The organism is Kitasatospora sp. NPDC015121 (assembly GCF_055562955.1).
This window is the reverse complement of record NZ_JBVHEH010000024.1, coordinates 21,623-40,573: the sequence shown is the minus strand read 5'-3', so window position 1 is coordinate 40,573 and position 18,951 is coordinate 21,623. Positions and strand designations below refer to the sequence as shown.

Below are 18,951 nucleotides of genomic sequence, written 5' to 3'. Positions count from 1 at the left end.
ATATCACCACAAGCCAGTCGGCTGTGATGGTCCGCGGCGCTGCTGCCGTCCTGCAGACCCCGGTCACCGTCCTCCCGCCCGAGCCCGAGCAGTCGGGCCGGTCGGTGCGGGTTCGTGTCCACTCATCGTCCGAGAGGTTGTTCGTGTCGGCCAGCACATCCCGTTCGCTTCCCCCCGAGATCGCCGAGTCCGCGGCACTGCTGGCGCTCATCGAGCGGGGCAAGGCCCAGGGGCAGATCGCCGGTGACGACGTGCGCCACGCGTTCGAGGCGGACCAGATCCCGGTCACCAAGTGGAAGAACGTCATGCGCAGCCTCAATCAGGTGCTGATCGAGGAGGGGGTGGAGCTGATGGTCAGCGCGGCCGAACCGGCCGGCGCCAAGCGCAAGAGCGTCGCGGCCAAGAGCACCACCAAGCGCACCGCGACCAAGGCGGTCACCACCCGTACGCCGGTCGCCCAGACCAAGCCCCCGGTGCGGATCGCCCCCGCGGCGAACATCGCCCCGCCCGTCTCGGTGTCCGCCTCGGTGACCAGCGCCGAGGTCACCGTCGTCGAGAGCATCGACGTCGCCGAGGCCAAGGCCGCCGTCAAGAAGGCCGCCGCCGCCCCGGCGAAGAAGGCGGTGGCCAAGAAGGCCGCCGCGCCCGCCAAGAAGACCGCCGCCAAGAAGACCGCGGCGGCCGGCAAGCCCGGCGCCAAGGGCGACGAGGAGGCCATCGGCGAGGAGGAGCTCCTCGAGGACGTGGCGCTGCCCGGCGACGTCAAGGAGGGCGAGGCCGAGGAGGAGACCGACCAGGGCTTCGTGCTCTCGGACGACGACGAGGACGACGCCCCGGCCCAGCAGGTCGCGGTGGCCGGCGCCACCGCCGACCCGGTCAAGGACTACCTCAAGCAGATCGGCAAGGTCCCGCTGCTCAACGCCGAGCAGGAGGTCGAGCTCGCCAAGCGGATCGAGGCCGGCCTGTTCGCCGAGGACAAGCTGAGCCAGGCCGACAAGCTCGCCCCCAAGCTCAAGCGCGAGCTGGAGATCATCGCCGAGGACGGCCGCCGCGCCAAGAACCACCTGCTGGAGGCCAACCTCCGCCTGGTGGTCTCGCTGGCCAAGCGCTACACCGGCCGCGGCATGCTCTTCCTGGACCTGATCCAGGAGGGCAACCTCGGCCTGATCCGCGCGGTCGAGAAGTTCGACTACACCAAGGGCTACAAGTTCTCGACCTACGCGACCTGGTGGATCCGGCAGGCGATCACCCGCGCCATGGCCGACCAGGCCCGCACCATCCGCATCCCGGTGCACATGGTCGAGGTCATCAACAAGCTCGCCCGCGTGCAGCGCCAGATGCTCCAGGACCTGGGCCGCGAGCCCACCCCGGAGGAGCTGGCCAAGGAACTCGACATGACCCCCGAGAAGGTCATCGAGGTCCAGAAGTACGGTCGCGAGCCGATCTCGCTGCACACCCCGCTCGGCGAGGACGGCGACAGCGAGTTCGGTGACCTGATCGAGGACTCCGAGGCGGTCGTCCCGGCCGACGCGGTCTCCTTCACCCTGCTCCAGGAGCAGCTGCACTCGGTGCTGGACACCCTGTCCGAGCGCGAGGCGGGCGTGGTCTCGATGCGCTTCGGCCTCACCGACGGCCAGCCGAAGACGCTGGACGAGATCGGCAAGGTCTACGGCGTGACGCGCGAGCGCATCCGGCAGATCGAGTCGAAGACCATGTCGAAGCTGCGCCACCCGTCGCGCTCCCAGGTGCTGCGCGACTACCTGGACTGATCCGGCACTCCCGGACGTCACGCGAACGGGCCCCTCCGCCACGGCGGAGGGGCCCGTTCGCGCGTCCGGGGGTCGCCCGTTGGGGTGGCGGACGGGCACCGCGCGGGCACGGCGGGTGACGCGCTGACTACGCTGGGCCGGTTGTCGCGCTCCGCAGCGGCAGCCCACCCCTCCCGGGCGCCCGCCCGGTGCCGCGGGGACCCCGCCGAACCCCTGGAGAACTCGGTGCCCATCCTGGACACGTTCGCGCCTCGGCTCCGCCGCCGGGCGGTCGCGCTCGTCGCCCTGGCCGCCCTGCCCGTCCCGCTGGTCGCGCTGGGCGCGGCCGGGCCGGCCGCCGCGCAGCGGCGGATCATCGGCGGCACGGGCGCCAGCACCGGCGACCACCCGTGGATGGTGGCGCTGGCCAGCCGGCAGCAGTTCGGCTCGGCCCGCTCCGGGCAGTTCTGCGGCGGGGCGCTGGTCAGCCCGACCAAGGTGATCACGGCGGCGCACTGCTTCTACGACGAGTCCACCGCCCGTCCCACCGACCGGCCCGGGCTGCGGGTGGTCATCGGGCGGGACGACCTGCGGGGCAGCTCGGGGCGGGAGGTGGCGGTGCGCGCGGTGTGGATCGACCCGGGCTACAGCTTCACCGCGAACACCCGGGACGTGGCGGTGCTCACCCTCACCGAGCCGCAGGACGGCCGGCCGGTGCTGGAGCTCGTCGACCCGGGCGAGACCGGGCCCTACGCGGCGGGCACCCCGGCGACGGTCTTCGGCTGGGGCGACACCCGGGGCAACGGCAGCTACTCGAACACGCTGCGCCAGGTCACCGTGCCGATCGTCTCGGACGAGGTCTGCGCGCACGCCTACCCCGGCGGCGCGGACAGCGCGTACGACGCCCGCACCATGGTGTGCGCGGGCGAGCGGCAGGGCGGCAAGGACGCCTGCCAGGGCGACAGCGGCGGGCCGCTGGTGGTGGCCGGGCGGCTGGCCGGACTGGTCTCCTGGGGCGCCGGCTGCGCGGAGGCGGACCACCCCGGGGTCTACACCCGGATCGCGGCGGTCTCGGAGGCCGTGCACGGCGTGCTGTGAGCACCCCGACGCGGCCGGGCGGGAGAACGCCACGGCCGGGCGGCCCGCCCCTGGGAAGGGTGGGCCGCCCGGCCGTTCAAGCAGCTCGGGAGAGCAGCGGGAGCGTCAGCGCTCCCCCTCCTCGGCGACTGCCGGGGTGCCGGAGAGGCGGTCGCTCTCGTCGTGTATCTCCACGGCGATCTTCTTGAGCTCGGGCTCGAACTTTCGCCCGTGGTGGGCGCAGAACAGCAGCTCTCCGCCGCTGGAGAGGACGACGCGCAGGTAAGCCTGAGCGCCGCAACGGTCGCAGCGGTCTGCCGCGGTGAGCGGGCTCGCAGGGGTCAGAACAGTAGTCACGTCGCCTCTTCTCTAGCTCGACGAGCTGTGTACCAGGATCAACATCCAACCAGGTCGAATTCGTTCCCGCTCGTGGCTTTTCTCTTGGAGGATTCTGCCGTCGTCTTGATGAGGACGTGCCCCGGGCAACGATGGTTCATGCGTACCGATTCCCGCGGCCGGCCAATCACCTCGAACGCCCGATCGGGCCGGGGTGCGAGGTCCGCGTAGCATAATCCTCCGCTGGGTTGGAGCATAAGCCCCGTCCCGGAACCCGTTGGACCGCATCGCAGCAGCTCCGCAGCCCTCTCCGGACCCCCGGACCCGCCAGGACCCGTGGTGTCGGCAGGAGATGGCAGGCTGGGAACCGCCCCCGGGGCGGGAATCGTGTTCGCGCAGCGCGTACAAGGAGCGCGGGCCCGAGCGGCCCGGGTCCCGGTTGCTGAGAGCATGCGGGGTGTCCGTCAACGTCATGGAGGAGTGCAGAGCGTGAGTGGAGAAAAGACCGGCCCGTCCTCTCTGGTGACCGGTGAGGGCGGGTCCGACTACACCGCGCGGCATCTGCTCGTCCTGGAGGGACTGGAAGCGGTCCGCAAGCGGCCGGGCATGTACATCGGCTCGACCGACAGCCGCGGCCTGATGCACTGCCTCTGGGAGATCATCGACAACTCGGTGGACGAGGCGCTGGGCGGCTTCTGCGACCGGATCGAGGTGCTGCTGCACCAGGACGGCTCGGTCGAGGTCCGCGACAACGGGCGCGGCATCCCGGTGGACGTCGAGCCCAAGACCGGGCTGTCCGGCGTCGAGGTGGTGATGACCAAGCTGCACGCGGGCGGCAAGTTCGGCGGCGGCTCGTACGCGGCCTCCGGCGGTCTGCACGGCGTCGGCGCCTCGGTGGTCAACGCGCTGTCCGCCCGGCTGGACGTCGAGGTGGACCGCTCCGGCGCCACCCACGCGATCAGCTTCCGGCGCGGCACCCCCGGCGCGTACGCCGGGGACGGGCCGGACGCGAAGTTCGAGCCCGGCAGCGGGATGACCAAGCGGGGCAAGTTCGCCAAGACCCGCACCGGCACCCGGATCCGCTACTGGGCGGACCGGCAGATCTTCCTCAAGGACGCCAGGCTCTCGCTGGAGTCGCTGCACAGCCGGGCCCGGCAGACCGCCTTCCTGGTGCCCGGGCTGACCATCGTGGTGCGCGACGAGCGGCTCACCGAGAGCGAGCAGGTCGCCGAGGAGACCTTCCGCTACGACGGCGGGATCAGCGAGTTCTGCGAGTTCCTGGCGCCGGACCGGCCGATCTCCGACGTGCTGCGGCTGCGCGGCGAGGGCACCTTCAAGGAGACCGTCCCGGTGCTCGACGAGCTCGGGCACATGACCCCCACCGAGGTCACCCGCGAGCTCGGGGTGGACATCGCGCTGCGCTGGGGCGCCGGCTACGACACCACCCAGCGCTCCTTCGTCAACATCATCTCCACCCCCAAGGGCGGCACCCACGTCACCGGCTTCGAGCGGCAGCTCGCCAAGACCGTCAACGAGGCGCTGCGGGCCGCCAAGCTGCTGCGGGTCGCCGAGGACGACATCACCAAGGACGACGCGCAGGAGGGCCTGACCGCGGTCATCACCGTCCGGCTCGCCGAGCCGCAGTTCGAGGGCCAGACCAAGGAGGTGCTGGGCACCTCGGCGGCCAACCGGATCGTCGCGGCCGTGGTCGCCAAGGAGCTCAAGGCCTTCCTGACCTCCACCAGGAAGGACGAGAAGCTCCAGGCCCGGGCCGTGCTGGAGAAGGTCGCCGCCGCCGCCCGGACCAGGGTCGCGGCCCGGCAGCACAAGGAGGCGCAGCGCCGGAAGACCGCGCTGGAGACCTCCTCGCTGCCCGCCAAGCTGGCCGACTGCCGCAGCGACGACGTGGAGCGCAGCGAGCTGTTCATCGTCGAGGGCGACTCCGCGCTCGGCACCGCCAAGCTGGCCCGCAACTCCGAGTTCCAGGCGCTGCTGCCGATCCGCGGCAAGATCCTGAACGTGCAGAAGGCGTCCGTGAGCGACATGCTCAAGAACGCCGAGTGCGCCTCGATCATCCAGGTGATAGGAGCGGGCTCCGGCCGGACCTTCGACATCGACCAGGCCCGCTACGGCAAGGTCATCTTCATGGCCGACGCCGACGTCGACGGCTCGCACATCCGCACCCTGCTGCTCACGCTGTTCCACCGCTACATGCGGCCGATGGTCGAGCAGGGCCGGGTGTTCGCCGCCGTGCCGCCGCTGCACCGGATCGAGCTGACCAACCCCAAGCGCGGCCAGGAGAAGTACCACTACACCTACTCCGACGCCGAACTGCGGCGCACCCTGCTGCAGTTCCAGGGCAAGGGGCTGCGCTGGAAGGACCCGATCCAGCGCTACAAGGGCCTCGGCGAGATGGACGCCGACCAGCTGGCCGAGACCACCATGGACCCGCGGTTCCGGATCCTGCGCCGGATCAACCTGGGCGACCTGGAGTCCGCGGAGAAGACCTTCGACCTGCTGATGGGCAACGACGTCGCACCGCGGCGCGAGTTCATCGTCGACTCGGCGGCCACCCTGGACCGGTCCCGGATCGACGCCTGAGCGGTCCGCCGCCGAAGGGCTCTCCACCCCAGGGTGGAGAGCCCTTCGGCGTGCGGGATCCACCCGCGCTCCGAGGACCGCAGGAGCCGCGCTCCGTAGCGTTCCAGGTGTCGAGAACACCCCGCCTGGAGGCACCGAGATGACCGCCCTGTCCGACGTCCTGATCGCCGCCGCCGTGATCGTCCTGGTGGTGGGCCGGCAGCTGCGGGCCCACCGACTGGACACCGAACGCCGCCTGTGGCTGCTGCCGCTGGTGCTCGCCGCCGTCGCCCTGCGCGACCCTGTCCTGATCGACCCGGAGCACCGGGCCACCGCCGCCGTGCTGCTGGGCTGCTCCCTGGTCACCACCGCCGGCATGGGCTGCGCCTGGGGCTGGACGGTGCGGATCTGGCGGGAGGCCGACGGCGCGCTGTGGACCAGGGGCAGCACCGCCACCGCGTTCGCCTGGGTCGGCGCGGTCCTGATCCGGATCGGCTGGTACGCGCTGGGCACCGCGCTGCACGTCCACCAGTCCCGCGGCGTGCTGCTGCTCTCGCTCGGCCTGCTGCTGCTGACCCGCTCGGCGGCCGTCCAGTGGCGGGCCCGGCGGCTGGGCGGCGACCGGCACGCGCTGGCCGCCTGAGACGCCGTCGGGCCACCGCCGCCGGACTCCGACGGGGTCCGGCGGCACCGCTGTTGAGAGGATCGACCGGTGAGCACACTGGAACGCTGGACCCGCTGGCCCGCCGGGGACGTCCCGATCCGGGAGCGCGGCTCGCGGGCCCGGCTCGCGCTGTCCCTCTTCGGCCGGACCGCGATGCTGGGCGCCGTGGTGTTCGGCACCTTCGCCGAACAGCGCTACACCGGATGGCGGTTGCTGCCCCCGATCGGCTGGATCGCGGCCGCCGCCGTCCTGTTCACCGGCTGGCACCTCGCCTGCCGGGCCCGTCGGCTGTGGCCCGCGCTGGGCTGCGCCGCCGGACTGCTGGCCACCGCCGGACTGGCCCACGAGGGCGGCGCCGACACCCTAGCCTCGGTGGTCTGGTGCGGGCTCGCGGTGCTCGCCGTGATCCGGCTGCCGCTGGCCGCCGGACTGCTCACCGCCGGTGCGGCGATCGCCGGCTACGGCCTCGGCTCGCACGACTCGCTGGTGGTGATGCTGGCCGTCGCGGGCGGCCTCGGACTGCTCGGCTACCTGCTGCGCCTCGACGGCCAGGCCCGCTCCGCGCAGCGCGCCCTGCTCGCCCAGGAGCGGGCCGCGCAGGCCGCGCGGGCCGAGACCGCCGCGCTCGCCGAACGGGCCAGGATCGCCCGGGAGATCCACGACGTGCTGGCGCACAGCCTCTCCGCGCAACTGGTGCACCTGGAGGCGGCCCGGCTGATGCTGGACGCCGGGGCCGACCGGGCCGAGGTCCGCGAACGGGTGGTCGCCGCCCGGCGGATGGCCCAGGACGGCCTGGCCGAGACCCGGCAGGCGCTGTCCGCGCTGCGCGGCGAGTTCGCCCCCGTCGCCGAGTTCGTGGCCGAGCTGGCCGCCGGGACCGGGGCCGGGCTGGCCGTCGACGGGGTGCCCCGCCCGCTGCCCGCCGAGGCCGGCCTCGCGGTGCGCCGGGTCGCCCAGGAGGCGCTGACCAACGCCCGCAAGCACGCGCCCGGCGGCCGGGTGGACGTCCGACTCGCCTACCGGGAGGGGGAGGTGGAGCTGCGGGTGCGCAACGCCGCCGCTCCGCGCGGGGCGCACCCCGTGCTCGGGGGGAGCGGGAGCGGGTACGGTCTGCTCGGGATGCGCGAACGCGCGGAACTGCTCGGCGGCGAACTGCTGGCGGGCCCCGACCAGGGAGGGTGGCGCGTGCTGCTGCGGGTGCCGGCGTGACGGACGGACCGATCCGGGTGGTGGTCGCCGACGACCAGACCGTGGTGCGGGAGGGGATCGTGATGCTGCTCGGCCTGCTGCCGGGCATCACCGTGGTCGGCTCCGCGCCGGACGGCGAGGAGGCGGTGCGGCTGGTCGCCGAACACGCCCCCGACGTGGTGCTGATGGACCTGCGGATGCCGCGCTGCGACGGCGTGGAGGCCACCCGCCGGATCCGCGCCCAGCACCCCGGCACCGAGGTGGTGGTGCTCACCACGTACGCCGACGACGACTCGCTGTTCTCCGCGCTGCAGGCCGGGGCGCGCGGCTTCCTGACCAAGGACGCGGGCGCGGAGGAGATCGCCCGCGCGGTCGCGGACGTCCGCTCGGGGGCGGCCGGGCTCTCCCCGCAGGTCCAACTGCGACTGCTGGAACGGCTGTCGGAGCCGGCGACGGCTCCCGCCGCGCCCGCGCCCGTGCCCGCGCCCGTGCCTGAGCCCGCGCCGAAGCCCGTCCAGCGCCCTCCGCTGCCGGACGGGTTGACCCAGCGGGAGGCCGAGGTGCTGGCGCTGATCGCCGCCGGACTGTCCAACGCGGAGATCTCGGAGAGGTTGTTCGTCAGCCCCGCGACGGTGAAAACACATATCAACAACCTTTTCGCCAAGACGGCGGTACGGGATCGCGCGCAGGCCGTGGCGTACGCCTTCAGGCATGGAATTTCCGACGGTTCGTGAACGCACCCACCGGTAGCTGGTTCGGGTGAACGTATCTGCACCGGTTTCGCGGTCTGGTTTGTGACGCTCCATCATGGTTCGGTCCTGGTGACCGAAATGATGGGGTGTCGGCTGTGGCACAGCAGGAGAGAGTCGACTGGTGGGCCGCGCCCGCCGCCCGACCCCGGGCGGTGGCGCGGCAACGGGCCGCGGAACCGGTGGCGCCGGAGGAACGGGTCGGACGGGAGGTCTACCGCAGCGTCCAGGAGAGCGAGGCCTTCCAGGAGATCCGGCGCGGCTACCGCTCGTTCGTGTTCCCGGCCAGCGCCGGGTTCCTGGCCTGGTACCTGCTGTTCGTCGCGGCCCAGGCGTTCGCCCCGGAACTGATGAGCCGGCAGGTCGCCGGGCCGCTCAACCTGGCCTGGCTGCTCGGCCTCGGCCAGTTCGCCTCGACCTTCCTGCTCACCTGGCTCTACGCCCGCAACGCCCGCACCAAGCGCGACCGAGCCGCCCTCGAGCTGCGCTGGGACACCCAGGACCAACTGCGATGACCCCACACCCCAGCCACGGCCTCGCGGTGGCGCTGTTCGCCGTCGTCGTCGCCGTCACCCTCACCATCACCGTCTGGGTCGGCCGCCGAGGCCACGCCGCCGAGGACTTCTACGCCGGCGGCCGCGACTTCTCGCCGCTGCAGAACGGCTTCGCGCTCTCCGGCGACTACCTGTCGGCCGCGTCCTTCCTCGGCGTCACCGGCCTGATCGCGCTCTACGGCTACGACGGCGTGCTCTACAGCATCGGCTTCCTGGTCGCCTGGCTGGTCGTGCTGATGCTGGTCTCCGAACTCGTCCGCAACGCCGGCCGCTACACGCTGGCCGACGTGCTGGCGCTGCGGATGCGCCAGCGGCCGGTGCGCGCCGCGGCCGGCCTGGCGTCCATGGTCGTCACCCTGATGTACCTGATCGCGCAGATGGTCGGCGCGGGCAGCCTGGTCGCGCTGCTGCTCGGCACCGACAGCGGCGCCGCCAAGGGGTGGACCATCGTCGCGGTCGGCGGCCTGATGATCGTCTACGTCACGGTCGGCGGGATGCGCGCCACCACCTGGATCCAGATCGTCAAGGCCTTCCTGCTGGTGGCCGGCTCGGTGCTGCTGACGGTGCTGGTGGTGGCCCGCTTCCACGGCGACCTGGGCGCGCTGATGCACGCCGCCGCGCAGCACAGCGGCGTCGGCGACCGCTACCTGCAGCCCGGCCTGAGGTACGGCGCCAGCACCACCAGCCGGCTCGACTTCGTCAGCCTCGGCCTGGCGCTGGTGCTCGGCACCGCGGGCCTGCCGCACATCCTCAGCCGCTTCTACACCGTGCCCACGGCGCGGGCCGCGCGGCGCTCCACGATGTGGGCGATCGGCCTGATCGGCTGCTTCTACCTGATGGCGATCGTGCTCGGCCTCGGGGCCGGCGCGGTGGTCGGCGCGAAGGCGGTCAAGGCCGCGAACCCGGCCGGCAACACCGCCGTGCCGCTGCTCGCCCTCGACCTCGGCGGCGGCGGCGACTCCACCTGGGGCCTGCTGCTGTTCGCGGTGATCTCCGCGATCGCCTTCGCCACCATCCTCGCCGTGGTCGCCGGGCTCACCCTGGCCTCCTCGGCGGCCTTCGCCCACGACCTCTACGCGCGGGCCTGGCGCCGTCCCGAGAAGCGGCAGGTCTCCGAACGCGAGGAGGTCATCGCGGCGCGGATCTCGGCGATCGTGATCGGCGGCCTCGCGGTGGTGCTCAGCCTGTTCGCGCAGAAGCTGAACGTCGCCTTCCTGGTCGGCCTGGCCTTCGCGGTGGCCGCCTCGGCGAACCTGCCGACCCTGCTGTACTCGCTGTTCTGGAAGCGGTTCACCACCCGCGGCGCGGTCTGGTCGGTGTACGGCGGCCTCGTCCCGGCGGTGCTGCTGGTGCTGTTCTCGCCGGTGGTCTCCGGCGCGAAGACCTCCGTCATGCCGGGCGTGGACTTCCACTGGTTCCCGCTGGAGAACCCGGGCCTGGTCTCCATCCCGCTCGGCTTCCTGGCCGGCTGGCTGGGCACGGTCCTGGACCGGGAGCGCGCGGACGAGGACGGCTTCGCCGAACTGGAGGTGCGGGCCCTGACGGGCGCGGGCGCGGCCTGACGCGCCGACCGGCCCCGGGGGAGGCCGCGACCCGGGCCACCGCCCGCGGGTCGCGGCCTCCCGGCGCGTCAGGGGGCGGCCGGGGACGACTCGACGAGCCGCACGACGTCCATCCGGGACGGGGTGCCCGGGGCCTTGCCGCAGCTCTCCGGACGCGGCGGCTCGGCGGCGGACTCGGCGACGGTGGCGCGCCAGCGGCGGCCGTCGGCGTGGTGGACGTCGACCGTCCACGGCGAGCCGCCGGGGGACTGGCGCAGCGTCAGCGCGTCGGCCGCGCCCTCGCCGGTCAGCTCGCGGACGGCCTGTTCGGCGGCCTGGGCCGGCCGGGGCCAGAAGGAACGCCCGCGGGAGTGCGCGAACGCGGTCTGCCCGGCGGCGGTCGCCGCCAGCACCTCCTTGGCGGACTCGGCGGTCAGCCGCCCGTACGCGTAGCCGTGCGGCAGCACCAGCATGGTGGGGGAGAAGCGGTGGCCGCCCAGGTGGGTGACCTCCCAGACCTCGCTGTGACCGGCCGCCGCGATCTCGGCGGCCAGCGGGCGGCCGAGCAGCGCGCAGCAGCGGTCGCGGCGGCCGTTGGTGCACACCAGGGCGATCGGGCCGCCGACGTGCGGGACGCCGAAGGAGCCGTGGTCGCCCGCGCCGAGGGCGGCGAAGTCGAGCGCGAGCAGCTCGGCGGCGGAGGCGAGGTGCCCCCGGCGCACCCACGGGTCGGCGGGGGAGGTGTGCGCGAGCAGCACCTCGTGCCGGGGCGCGGCGGCGCTGTCGGCGTGCCGGCCGGGACGGCGGATCAGCGCGATCCGGACGCCGGTCCCCTCGGCGGCGCGGTCGAGCGCGGCACCCAGCCCGGGGTCGAGGTGGCTGCCGGTGAGCGCCTGCGCGCCCCACGGGCCGGACTGTTCGAGCAGCAGCCAGGTGGTGGCGGTGGCCGCGGTGGCGCTCAGCGGCTCGGTCAGTTCGCGCGACAGCGTCGTACAGGTGCTCACCCGGCCCAGCCTAGGCCGTGCCGGCCGCCGGGGGAGGCCCGCACCCGGGCGGGGCCCGGGGAGGGGGCGGGGCGGCGGCCGTGCGGGTCCGGTCCGGAGCGGGGGGACCCGTCCGGGGGAGGCCGGGACGCGGAACGGCGGGCGCCCCCGGGTGGGGGTGCCCGCCGTTCCGGTGGGTGCGCGGGCTACATCCGGCCGCCGACCGCGGCGACCGGGGCCGGGACCGGGGTGCCGGAGCCGTCGCGGCGCGGGTCGCGCTCGGGGAGGGCGACCGGCTGGCCGGCCGGGCCCGCGCCGAGGGCCGGGAGCGGGCCGGCCCAGGCGAACGCCAGGCCGTCCTCGCCGCGCAGGAAGCGCTGGCAGCGGACGCCGCCGGTGGCCCGGCCCTTGCGCGGGTACTGGTCGAACGGCGTGAGCTTCCAGCTGCTCTGCTCCTCGCCGGCCAGCGTGCCGGTGGCGGCCGCGACCGACAGCACCACCGCGTCCTGCGCCGGGTCGACCGCCGTGAAGGAGAGCACCTTCGCGCCGTCGGCCAGCTTGACGCCGGCCATGCCGCCGGCCGGGCGGCCCTGCGGGCGGACCTGGTTCGCCTGGTAGCGCAGCAGCTGGGCGTCGGAGGTGATGAAGACCAGGTCCTCCTCGCCGGTGCGCAGTTCGACCGCGCCGACCACGGCGTCGCCGTCCTTGAGCGCGATCACCTCGAACTCGTCCTTGTTGGCGGGCCATTCGGGCACCACCCGCTTGACCACGCCCTGCACGGTGCCGAGCGCCAGGCCGGGCGAGGACTCGTCCAGCGTGGTCAGCGCGATCGGCCGCTCGTCCGCCTCCAGCCGGAGGAACTCGGAGACCGCCGCGCCGCCGGACAGCGCCGCGGTGCCCGGGGGCAGCGCGGGCAGGTCGATCACCGGCAGCCGCAGCACCCGGCCGGCCGTGGTGACCAGGCCGACGTCGCCCCGGGCGGTGGCCGGGACGGCGGAGGCCAGCACGTCGTGCTTGGCGCGGGCCGACGACTCCTCGGCGACCGGCTTCAGGTCGAAGGTGCGGGCCAGCAGCCCGGTGGAGGAGAGCAGCACCCGGCACGGGTCGTCGGCGACCTCCAGCGGCACCGCGAGCGCGGCGGACGGCACCGAGCCGGCCTCCAGCAGCACGGTGCGCCGCTCGGTGCCGAACTGCTTGGCGACGGCGCCGAGTTCGGAGGAGACCACGGAGCGCAGCTTGTTGTCCGACTCCAGGATCTCGGTCAGCTCGGCGATCTCCTTGAGCAGCTTGGCCCGCTCGGCCTCCAGCTCGACCCGGTCGAAGCGGGTCAGCCGGCGCAGCGGGGTGTCCAGGATGTACGCGGTCTGCACCTCGGAGAGGCCGAAGCGCTCCATCAGCCGGTCCTTGGCCTGCCCGGCGTCGTCGCTGCTGCGGATGACCGCGATCACCTCGTCGATGTCGACCAGCGCGACCAGCAGGCCCTCGACCAGGTGCAGCCGGTCCTGGCGCTTGCGGCGGCGGAAGTCGCTGCGCCGCTTGACCACCGTGAAGCGGTGGTCGACGTAGACCTCCAGCAGCTCCTTGAGGCCCAGCGTCAGCGGCTGCCCGTCGACCAGCGCGACGTTGTTGATGCCGAAGGTCTCCTCCATCGGCGTCAGCTTGTACAGCTGCTCCAGCAGCGCCTCGGGGACGAAGCCGTTCTTCACCTCGATGACCAGGCGCAGGCCGTGCTCGCGGTCGGTGAGGTCCTTGACGTCCGCGATGCCCTGGAGCTTCTTCGCGTTGACCAGGTCCTTGATCTTGCCGATCACCTTCTCGGGGCCGACCGTGTACGGCAGTTCGGTGACCACGATGCCCTTGCGGCGGGCGGTGACGTTCTCGATCGAGGTGGTGGCGCGGATCTTGAAGGTGCCGCGGCCGGACTCGTACGCGTCCCGGATGCCGGACAGGCCGACGATCCGGCCACCGGTGGGCAGGTCGGGGCCGGGGACGAACCGCATCAGGGTGTCGAGGTCGGCGGCCGGGTGCTTGATCAGATGCCGGGCGGCGGCGACCACCTCGGCCAGGTTGTGCGGCGGCATGTTGGTGGCCATGCCGACCGCGATCCCGGTGGCGCCGTTGACCAGCAGGTTCGGGAACGCCGAGGGGAGGACGTGCGGCTCCTGCTCGGAGCCGTCGTAGTTCGGGCCGAAGTCGACGGTGTCCTCGTGGATGGACTCCACCATCGACATCGAGGCCGCGGTCAGCCGCGACTCGGTGTAGCGCATCGCGGCCGGCGGGTCGTCGTTGCCGAGCGAGCCGAAGTTGCCGTGGCCGTCGATCAGCGGCAGCCGCATCGAGAACGGCTGCGCCAGGCGCACCACCGCGTCGTAGATCGAGGCGTCGCCGTGCGGGTGCAGCCGGCCCATCACCTCGCCGACCAGGCGCGCGCACTTGACGTGGCCGCGCTCCGGGCGCAGGCCCATCTCGTTGGCCTGGTAGAGGATCCGCCGGTGCACCGGCTTGAGGCCGTCCCGGGCGTCCGGCAGGGCCCGGGAGTAGATCACCGAGTAGGCGTACTCCAGGAACGAGCCCTGCATCTCGTCCACGACATCGACGTCGAGGATCCGCTCCTCGAAGTCACCGGGCGGCGGGGTGGGCGAACTGCGGCGGGCCATCGCTGCGGGGCTCCCTTGCGGTACGTATGCGGGACACGGGGTGGGCGGACGCGGGCGCGAACGCCCCCCATTGTGGACCCTCGGTGGGACACCGCCCGTCACCCGGGCCGCTTCCGCCGCTGGCGAACGCGCCCCGGGCCCGGACACCTGACGGGGGGACCGGGCGTTGCACCACAATGGGGGACGTCACACGCCCCCGGCCCGGACACTCCGGAACCGACGACGGGAAGGACCCCCGCATGGCCAACCCCGCGCCCGCAAGCGGCCTCGCCATCACCGAACACCGCCTGGCCAACGGCCTGCGCGTGGTGCTCTCCGAGGACCACCTCACCCCGGTCGCCGCGGTCTGCCTCTGGTACGACGTCGGCTCCCGGCACGAGGTCAAGGGGCGCACCGGCCTCGCCCACCTCTTCGAGCACCTGATGTTCCAGGGCTCGGCGAACGTCTCCAACAACGGGCACTTCGAACTGGTCCAGGGCGCCGGCGGCTCGCTCAACGGCACCACCAGCTTCGAGCGCACCAACTACTTCGAGACCATGCCCGCCCACCAGTTGGAGCTCGCGCTCTGGCTGGAGGCCGACCGGATGGGCTCGCTGCTCACCGCGCTGGACGAGACGTCCATGGAGAACCAGCGCGACGTGGTGAAGAACGAGCGCCGCCAGCGCTACGACAACGTGCCCTACGGCACCGCGTTCGAGCGCCTCACCGCGCTGTCCTTCCCCGACGGCCACCCCTACCACCACACCCCGATCGGCTCGATGGCCGACCTGGACGCCGCCACGCTGGAGGACGCCCGGGCGTTCTTCCGCACCTACTACGCGCCCAACAACGCGGTGCTGTCGATCGTCGGCGACCTCGACCCGGAGCAGACCATCGCCTGGGTGGAGAAGTACTTCGGCTCGATCCCGGCCCACGACGGCAAGCAGCCGCCGCGCGACGGCTCGCTGCCCGACACCATCGGCGCCGAGGTGCGCGAGCTGGTCCGCGAGGACGTCCCCTCCCGGGCGCTTATGGCCGCCTACCGGCTGCCGCACGACGGCACCCGCGAGGCCGACGCCGCCGACCTGGCGCTGACCATCCTCGGCAGCGGCGAGTCGTCCCGGCTGTACAACCGGCTGGTGCGCCGCGACCGCACCGCCGTCGCGGCCGGCTTCGGCCTGCTGCGGCTCTCCGGCGCGCCCTCGCTCGGCTGGCTGGACGTCAAGGCCGGCGGCGACGCCACCCTGGAGCAGATCGAGGCCGCCGTCGACGAGGAGCTCGCCCGGTTCGCCGCCGAGGGCCCCACCGCCGCCGAACTGGAGCGCGCCCAGGCCCAGATCGAGCGCGAGTGGCTGGACCGGCTCACCACGGTGGCCGGCCGGGCCGACGAACTCTGCCGCTACGCCGTCCTGTTCGGCGACCCGAAGCTGGTCGACCAGGCCCTGCCGAAGGTCCTCGACGTCACCGCGGAGGAGGTCCGGGCGGTCGCCGCCGCGCGGCTGCGCCCCGACAACCGGGCCGTGCTGGTGTACGAGCCGACCGGTGACGAAGACCGCAACGACAGCGACGAGGAGACGGCGGCGTGAGCGACCACACCCCCGCGATGGAGTTCCACCCGCAGCCGCAGCCCGGCACCCCCACCCCGTGGGCGTTCCCGGCCCCCGAGCGGCTCACCCTGGCCAACGGCCTGACGGTGCTGCACTGCCACCGCCCCGGCCAGCAGCTGGTCGCCGTCGACGTGGTGCTGGACGCGCCGCTCGCCGCCGAGCCCGAGGGCCTGGACGGCGTCGCCTCGATCCTGGCCCGGGCGCTCTCCGAGGGCACCGACACGCTCACCGCCGAGGAGTTCGCGGGCGAGCTGGAGCGGGCCGGCGCCACCCTGGACGCGCACGCCGACCACCCGGCGATCCGGGTCTCGCTGGAGGTCCCGGCCTCCCGGCTGGAGCGCGGCCTGACCCTGCTCGGCGACGCGCTGCGCACCCCCGCGCTGCCCGCCGACGAGATCGAGCGGCTGGTCGCCAACCGCCTGGACGAGATCGTCCACGAGCAGGCCAACCCGGGCCGGCGCGCCGCCAAGGCGCTGTACGGCGAGCTGTTCCCGGCCGACGACCGGCTGTCCCGGCCGCGGGCCGGCACCACCGACACCGTCAAGCGGATCGACCGGGACGCGGTCAAGGCGTTCTACGACGCCCACCTGCGCCCGTCCACCGCCACCGCCGTGGTGGTCGGCGACCTCGCCGGCACCGACCTGGCCGCGCTGCTGGAGGCCACCCTGGGCCGGTGGACCGCCGAGGCCCGGGAGCCCGCCGCGCACGCCCCGGTCAGCGCCGACGACACCGGCCGGGTGCTGATCGTCGACCGGCCCGGCTCGGTCCAGACCCAGCTGCTGATCGGCCGGATCGGCCCGGACCGGCACGACCCCGCGTGGGCCGCTCAGGTGCTCGGCACCTACTGCCTGGGCGGCACCCTCACCTCCCGGCTGGACCGCGTCCTGCGCGAGGAGAAGGGCTACACCTACGGCGTGCGGGCCTTCGCCCAGGCGCTGCGCTCCGCCGCGGACGGCACCGGCCGCGGCATGCTGGCGATCAGCGGCTCGGTGGACACCGGGTCCACCGCGCCCGCGCTGCGGGACACCTGGACGATCCTGCGCACGCTGGCCGCCGAGGGCCTGACCGACGCCGAGCGGGAGGAGGCCGTGCAGTTCCTGGTCGGCGTCGCCCCGCTGAAGTACGAGACGGCCGGCTCGGTCGCCGCGACCCTGGCCGACCAGGTCGAGCAGTACCTGCCCGACACCTACCAGGCCGACTTCTACCGGCAGCTGGCCGAGCTCGACACCGAGGCCGCCACCCGCGCCGTGGTCGCCGCGTTCCCGCCGGACCGGCTGGTCACCGTGCTGGTCGGCGACGCCTCGGTGATCGCCGAGCCGGTCAAGGCACTCGGCATCGGGGACGTCACGGTCGTCGCCTGACCGGTTCCGCGCGCGAGGGTCCGACGGGGCGACAGCCCCGCCGGACCCTCGGCCGTTAATGCCTTGCGCGCCGTCGCCGCGGCGTGGGTAGATGTCCCCGACCGCGCGACGGGCGCGGTCCGGGACACGGCGGAAGGAGGCGGTCACCATGCGGGTCGAGCCACGACGACGCTCCCCGAGACCGCCCTTCCGCTGTTCGCCCGCCACCGCCTGAGCGGTCCTCCCGGGCGGTCCCGGCACGGAGCCCGTCCGCCCTTCCGCGGTCCCGCACGCCGGGCCCGCCCCCCTGAGCTTCCCCGCCGCCGCACCGGGCGTCCTCGTGCGGCACCGTGAACCCACCCGACCCAGGAGGTCGAACACCCATGTCGTACACCGAGGTACCCGGCGTCCGCGTCCCGATCCGGATGTGGACCGACCCGGCCGCCGTCGAGGGCCAGGCCATGCAGCAGCTGCGCAACATCAGCACGCTGCCCTGGCTGCACGGCCTCGCCGTGATGCCGGACGTCCACCTGGGCAAGGGCGCGACGGTCGGCTCCGTCATCGCGATGAAGGGCGCGGTCTGCCCGGCCGCGGTCGGCGTCGACATCGGCTGCGGGATGACGGCCGTGAAGTCCTCGCTCACCGCGAAGGACCTCCCCGACGACCTGTCGCACCTGCGCCACCGGATCGAGCAGGCCATCCCGGTCGGCCGCGGCCTGCACGCCGACCCGGTCGAGCCGGGCAGGCTGCACGGCCTGTCCACCGCCGGCTGGGACGACTTCTGGCGGCGCTTCGACGACATCGCCCCCGACGTGCGCTGGCGGCGCGAGCGGGCCGCCCAGCAGATGGCCACCCTCGGCGGCGGCAACCACTTCATCGAGCTCTGCCTGGACGACGACGGCGCGGTCTGGCTGATGCTGCACTCCGGCTCGCGCAACATCGGCAAGGAGCTCGCCGAGCACCACATGTCGGTCGCCCGGTCGCTCCCGCACAACCAGGGCCTGATCGACCGGGACCTCGCGGTCTTCATCGCGGACACCCCGCAGATGGCCGCCTACCGCTCCGACCTGTTCTGGGCGCAGGAGTACGCCAAGCACAACCGGGCGCTGATGATGGCCCTGTTCCAGGACGCGGTCCGCCGCGAACTGCCCAAGGCCAGGGCGGCGTTCGGCGAGATGATCTCCTGCCACCACAACTACGTCGCCGAGGAGCGCTACGACGGCGTCGACCTGCTGGTCACCCGCAAGGGCGCCATCCGGGCCGGCTCCGGCGAGTACGGCATCATCCCGGGTTCGATGGGCACCGGCTCGTACATCGTGAAGGGCCTGGGGAACGCCGCCTCGTTCAACTCGGCCTCGCACGGCGCCGGCCGGAAGATGAGCCGCACCGCGGCCAAGAAGCGGTTCACCACCGCGGACCTGGCCGCGCAGACGGCGGGCGTCGAGTGCCGCAAGGACTCCGGCGTGGTGGACGAGATCCCCGGCGCGTACAAGCCGATCGAGAAGGTCATCGCCCAGCAGCGGGACCTGGTCGAGGTGGTCGCGCACCTCAAGCAGGTGATCTGCGTGAAGGGCTGAGACGGCCGGACGGGGGCCGGAGGCGCGCGCCGCCCCCGACCCCCGTCCCGTGCGCGCCGCTACGCCGCGGGCAGCTCGTCCAGGCCCTCCTGGACGAGCTTGGCGACGCGGTCCAGGGCGGCGTCGGCGCCGTCCGCGTCGGAGGCCAGGACGACGGTGTCGCCGCCGGCCGCGCCCAGGGCGAGCAGGCCGAGCATGGAGCCGGCGTTGACCGGGGCGCCGCCCTCCTTGGCGATGGTCATCGGGACGCCCGTCGAGGTGACGGCCTTGACGAAGACGGAGGCGGGACGGGCGTGCAGGCCCTCGGCCCAACCGATGGTGACGCGGCGCTCAGCCATGAGAGGTGCCTTTCACGTGGTGCAGGGTGGTGC

At 73.5% G+C, this 18,951-nt stretch carries 15 protein-coding genes; 11 read left to right on the top strand and 4 right to left on the bottom strand.

What is annotated here, in order from left to right; genetic code table 11:
• Window positions 1-143: 143 nt before the first annotated feature.
• Both ACZ3J7_RS30195 and ACZ3J7_RS30190 read left to right on the top strand, forming a co-directional pair.
• Window positions 144-1,769 (top strand): RNA polymerase sigma factor, encoded by a 1,626-nt coding sequence (locus tag ACZ3J7_RS30195; protein WP_465626557.1) that lies wholly within the window; start codon window positions 144-146, stop codon window positions 1,767-1,769.
• A 225-nt stretch (window positions 1,770-1,994) separates the two neighbouring features.
• Window positions 1,995-2,846, top strand: a complete 852-nt coding sequence (locus ACZ3J7_RS30190; RefSeq protein WP_465626555.1) for a S1 family peptidase — start codon at window positions 1,995-1,997, stop codon at window positions 2,844-2,846.
• A 105-nt stretch (window positions 2,847-2,951) separates the two neighbouring features.
• On the opposite strand, the gene ACZ3J7_RS30185 is transcribed toward ACZ3J7_RS30190, so the two are convergent.
• Window positions 2,952-3,182 carry a DUF7455 domain-containing protein gene (locus ACZ3J7_RS30185; protein WP_014138480.1) on the bottom strand — a complete coding sequence of 77 codons (231 nt, stop codon included), beginning with the start codon at window positions 3,180-3,182 and terminating at the stop codon, window positions 2,952-2,954.
• Window positions 3,183-3,650: 468 nt separating this feature from the next.
• Here ACZ3J7_RS30185 and ACZ3J7_RS30180 point away from each other — a divergent pair, with 468 nt between their 5' ends.
• From ACZ3J7_RS30180 to ACZ3J7_RS30155, 6 genes are all read left to right on the top strand, one after another.
• Window positions 3,651-5,762: a DNA gyrase/topoisomerase IV subunit B gene (locus ACZ3J7_RS30180; protein WP_465626552.1), complete on the top strand. Its 2,112-nt coding sequence runs from the start codon at window positions 3,651-3,653 to the stop codon at window positions 5,760-5,762.
• 139 nt (window positions 5,763-5,901) lie between these two features.
• Complete coding sequence (locus ACZ3J7_RS30175; protein WP_465626550.1) at window positions 5,902-6,384, top strand: DUF1453 domain-containing protein; 483 nt, start codon at window positions 5,902-5,904, stop codon at window positions 6,382-6,384.
• Between the two features lie 69 nt (window positions 6,385-6,453).
• Window positions 6,454-7,614 carry a sensor histidine kinase gene (locus tag ACZ3J7_RS30170; protein WP_465626548.1) on the top strand — a complete coding sequence of 387 codons (1,161 nt, stop codon included), beginning with the start codon at window positions 6,454-6,456 and terminating at the stop codon, window positions 7,612-7,614.
• Window positions 7,611-8,327 carry a response regulator gene (locus ACZ3J7_RS30165; protein ID WP_465626546.1) on the top strand — a complete coding sequence of 239 codons (717 nt, stop codon included), beginning with the start codon at window positions 7,611-7,613 and terminating at the stop codon, window positions 8,325-8,327. Before ACZ3J7_RS30170 ends, ACZ3J7_RS30165 begins: the two co-directional genes overlap by 4 nt.
• 113 nt (window positions 8,328-8,440) lie before the next feature.
• Window positions 8,441-8,857 (top strand): DUF485 domain-containing protein, encoded by a 417-nt coding sequence (locus ACZ3J7_RS30160; protein WP_465626544.1) that lies wholly within the window; start codon window positions 8,441-8,443, stop codon window positions 8,855-8,857.
• On the top strand, window positions 8,854-10,458 hold the full coding sequence (locus tag ACZ3J7_RS30155) for a solute symporter family protein (protein WP_465626542.1): 1,605 nt from the start codon (window positions 8,854-8,856) through the stop codon (window positions 10,456-10,458). The genes ACZ3J7_RS30160 and ACZ3J7_RS30155 overlap by 4 nt, the downstream gene beginning before the upstream one ends.
• A 68-nt stretch (window positions 10,459-10,526) precedes the next feature.
• Here ACZ3J7_RS30155 and ACZ3J7_RS30150 read toward each other — a convergent pair whose 3' ends face one another.
• Window positions 10,527-11,441 (bottom strand): sucrase ferredoxin, encoded by a 915-nt coding sequence (locus tag ACZ3J7_RS30150; protein WP_465626540.1) that lies wholly within the window; start codon window positions 11,439-11,441, stop codon window positions 10,527-10,529.
• A gap of 185 nt (window positions 11,442-11,626) precedes the next feature.
• Entirely contained in the window at window positions 11,627-14,077 is a 2,451-nt protein-coding gene (locus ACZ3J7_RS30145) for a DNA gyrase/topoisomerase IV subunit A (protein WP_465626538.1), read from the bottom strand.
• A 239-nt stretch (window positions 14,078-14,316) separates the two neighbouring features.
• Here ACZ3J7_RS30145 and ACZ3J7_RS30140 point away from each other — a divergent pair, with 239 nt between their 5' ends.
• From ACZ3J7_RS30140 to ACZ3J7_RS30130, 3 genes are all read left to right on the top strand, one after another.
• Complete coding sequence (locus ACZ3J7_RS30140) at window positions 14,317-15,642, top strand: M16 family metallopeptidase (RefSeq protein WP_465626536.1); 1,326 nt, start codon at window positions 14,317-14,319, stop codon at window positions 15,640-15,642.
• Window positions 15,643-15,659: 17 nt separating this feature from the next.
• The gene (locus tag ACZ3J7_RS30135) at window positions 15,660-17,024 is read left to right on the top strand and encodes a M16 family metallopeptidase (protein ID WP_465626684.1); all 1,365 of its coding nucleotides are present in this window, start codon (window positions 15,660-15,662) and stop codon (window positions 17,022-17,024) included.
• Window positions 17,025-17,386: 362 nt separating this feature from the next.
• Window positions 17,387-18,580 (top strand): RtcB family protein, encoded by a 1,194-nt coding sequence (locus ACZ3J7_RS30130; protein WP_465626534.1) that lies wholly within the window; start codon window positions 17,387-17,389, stop codon window positions 18,578-18,580.
• A 59-nt stretch (window positions 18,581-18,639) separates the two neighbouring features.
• Here ACZ3J7_RS30130 and ACZ3J7_RS30125 read toward each other — a convergent pair whose 3' ends face one another.
• The gene (locus ACZ3J7_RS30125) at window positions 18,640-18,918 is read right to left on the bottom strand and encodes an HPr family phosphocarrier protein (RefSeq protein WP_465626532.1); all 279 of its coding nucleotides are present in this window, start codon (window positions 18,916-18,918) and stop codon (window positions 18,640-18,642) included.
• Between the last annotated feature and the right edge of the window lie 33 nt (window positions 18,919-18,951).

Excerpts from the sequence above, each read along its gene's own strand:
- ACZ3J7_RS30175 (WP_465626550.1), top strand. The coding sequence starts at position 5,902 with ATGACCGCCCTGTCCGACGTCCTGATCGCCGCCGCCGTGATCGTCCTG.
- ACZ3J7_RS30155 (WP_465626542.1), top strand. The coding sequence starts at position 8,854 with ATGACCCCACACCCCAGCCACGGCCTCGCGGTGGCGCTGTTCGCCGTC.
- ACZ3J7_RS30145 (WP_465626538.1), bottom strand. The coding sequence starts at position 14,077 with ATGGCCCGCCGCAGTTCGCCCACCCCGCCGCCCGGTGACTTCGAGGAG.
- ACZ3J7_RS30140 (WP_465626536.1), top strand. The coding sequence starts at position 14,317 with ATGGCCAACCCCGCGCCCGCAAGCGGCCTCGCCATCACCGAACACCGC.
- ACZ3J7_RS30135 (WP_465626684.1), top strand. The coding sequence starts at position 15,660 with ATGGAGTTCCACCCGCAGCCGCAGCCCGGCACCCCCACCCCGTGGGCG.
- ACZ3J7_RS30130 (WP_465626534.1), top strand. The coding sequence starts at position 17,387 with ATGTCGTACACCGAGGTACCCGGCGTCCGCGTCCCGATCCGGATGTGG.
- ACZ3J7_RS30125 (WP_465626532.1), bottom strand. The coding sequence starts at position 18,918 with ATGGCTGAGCGCCGCGTCACCATCGGTTGGGCCGAGGGCCTGCACGCC.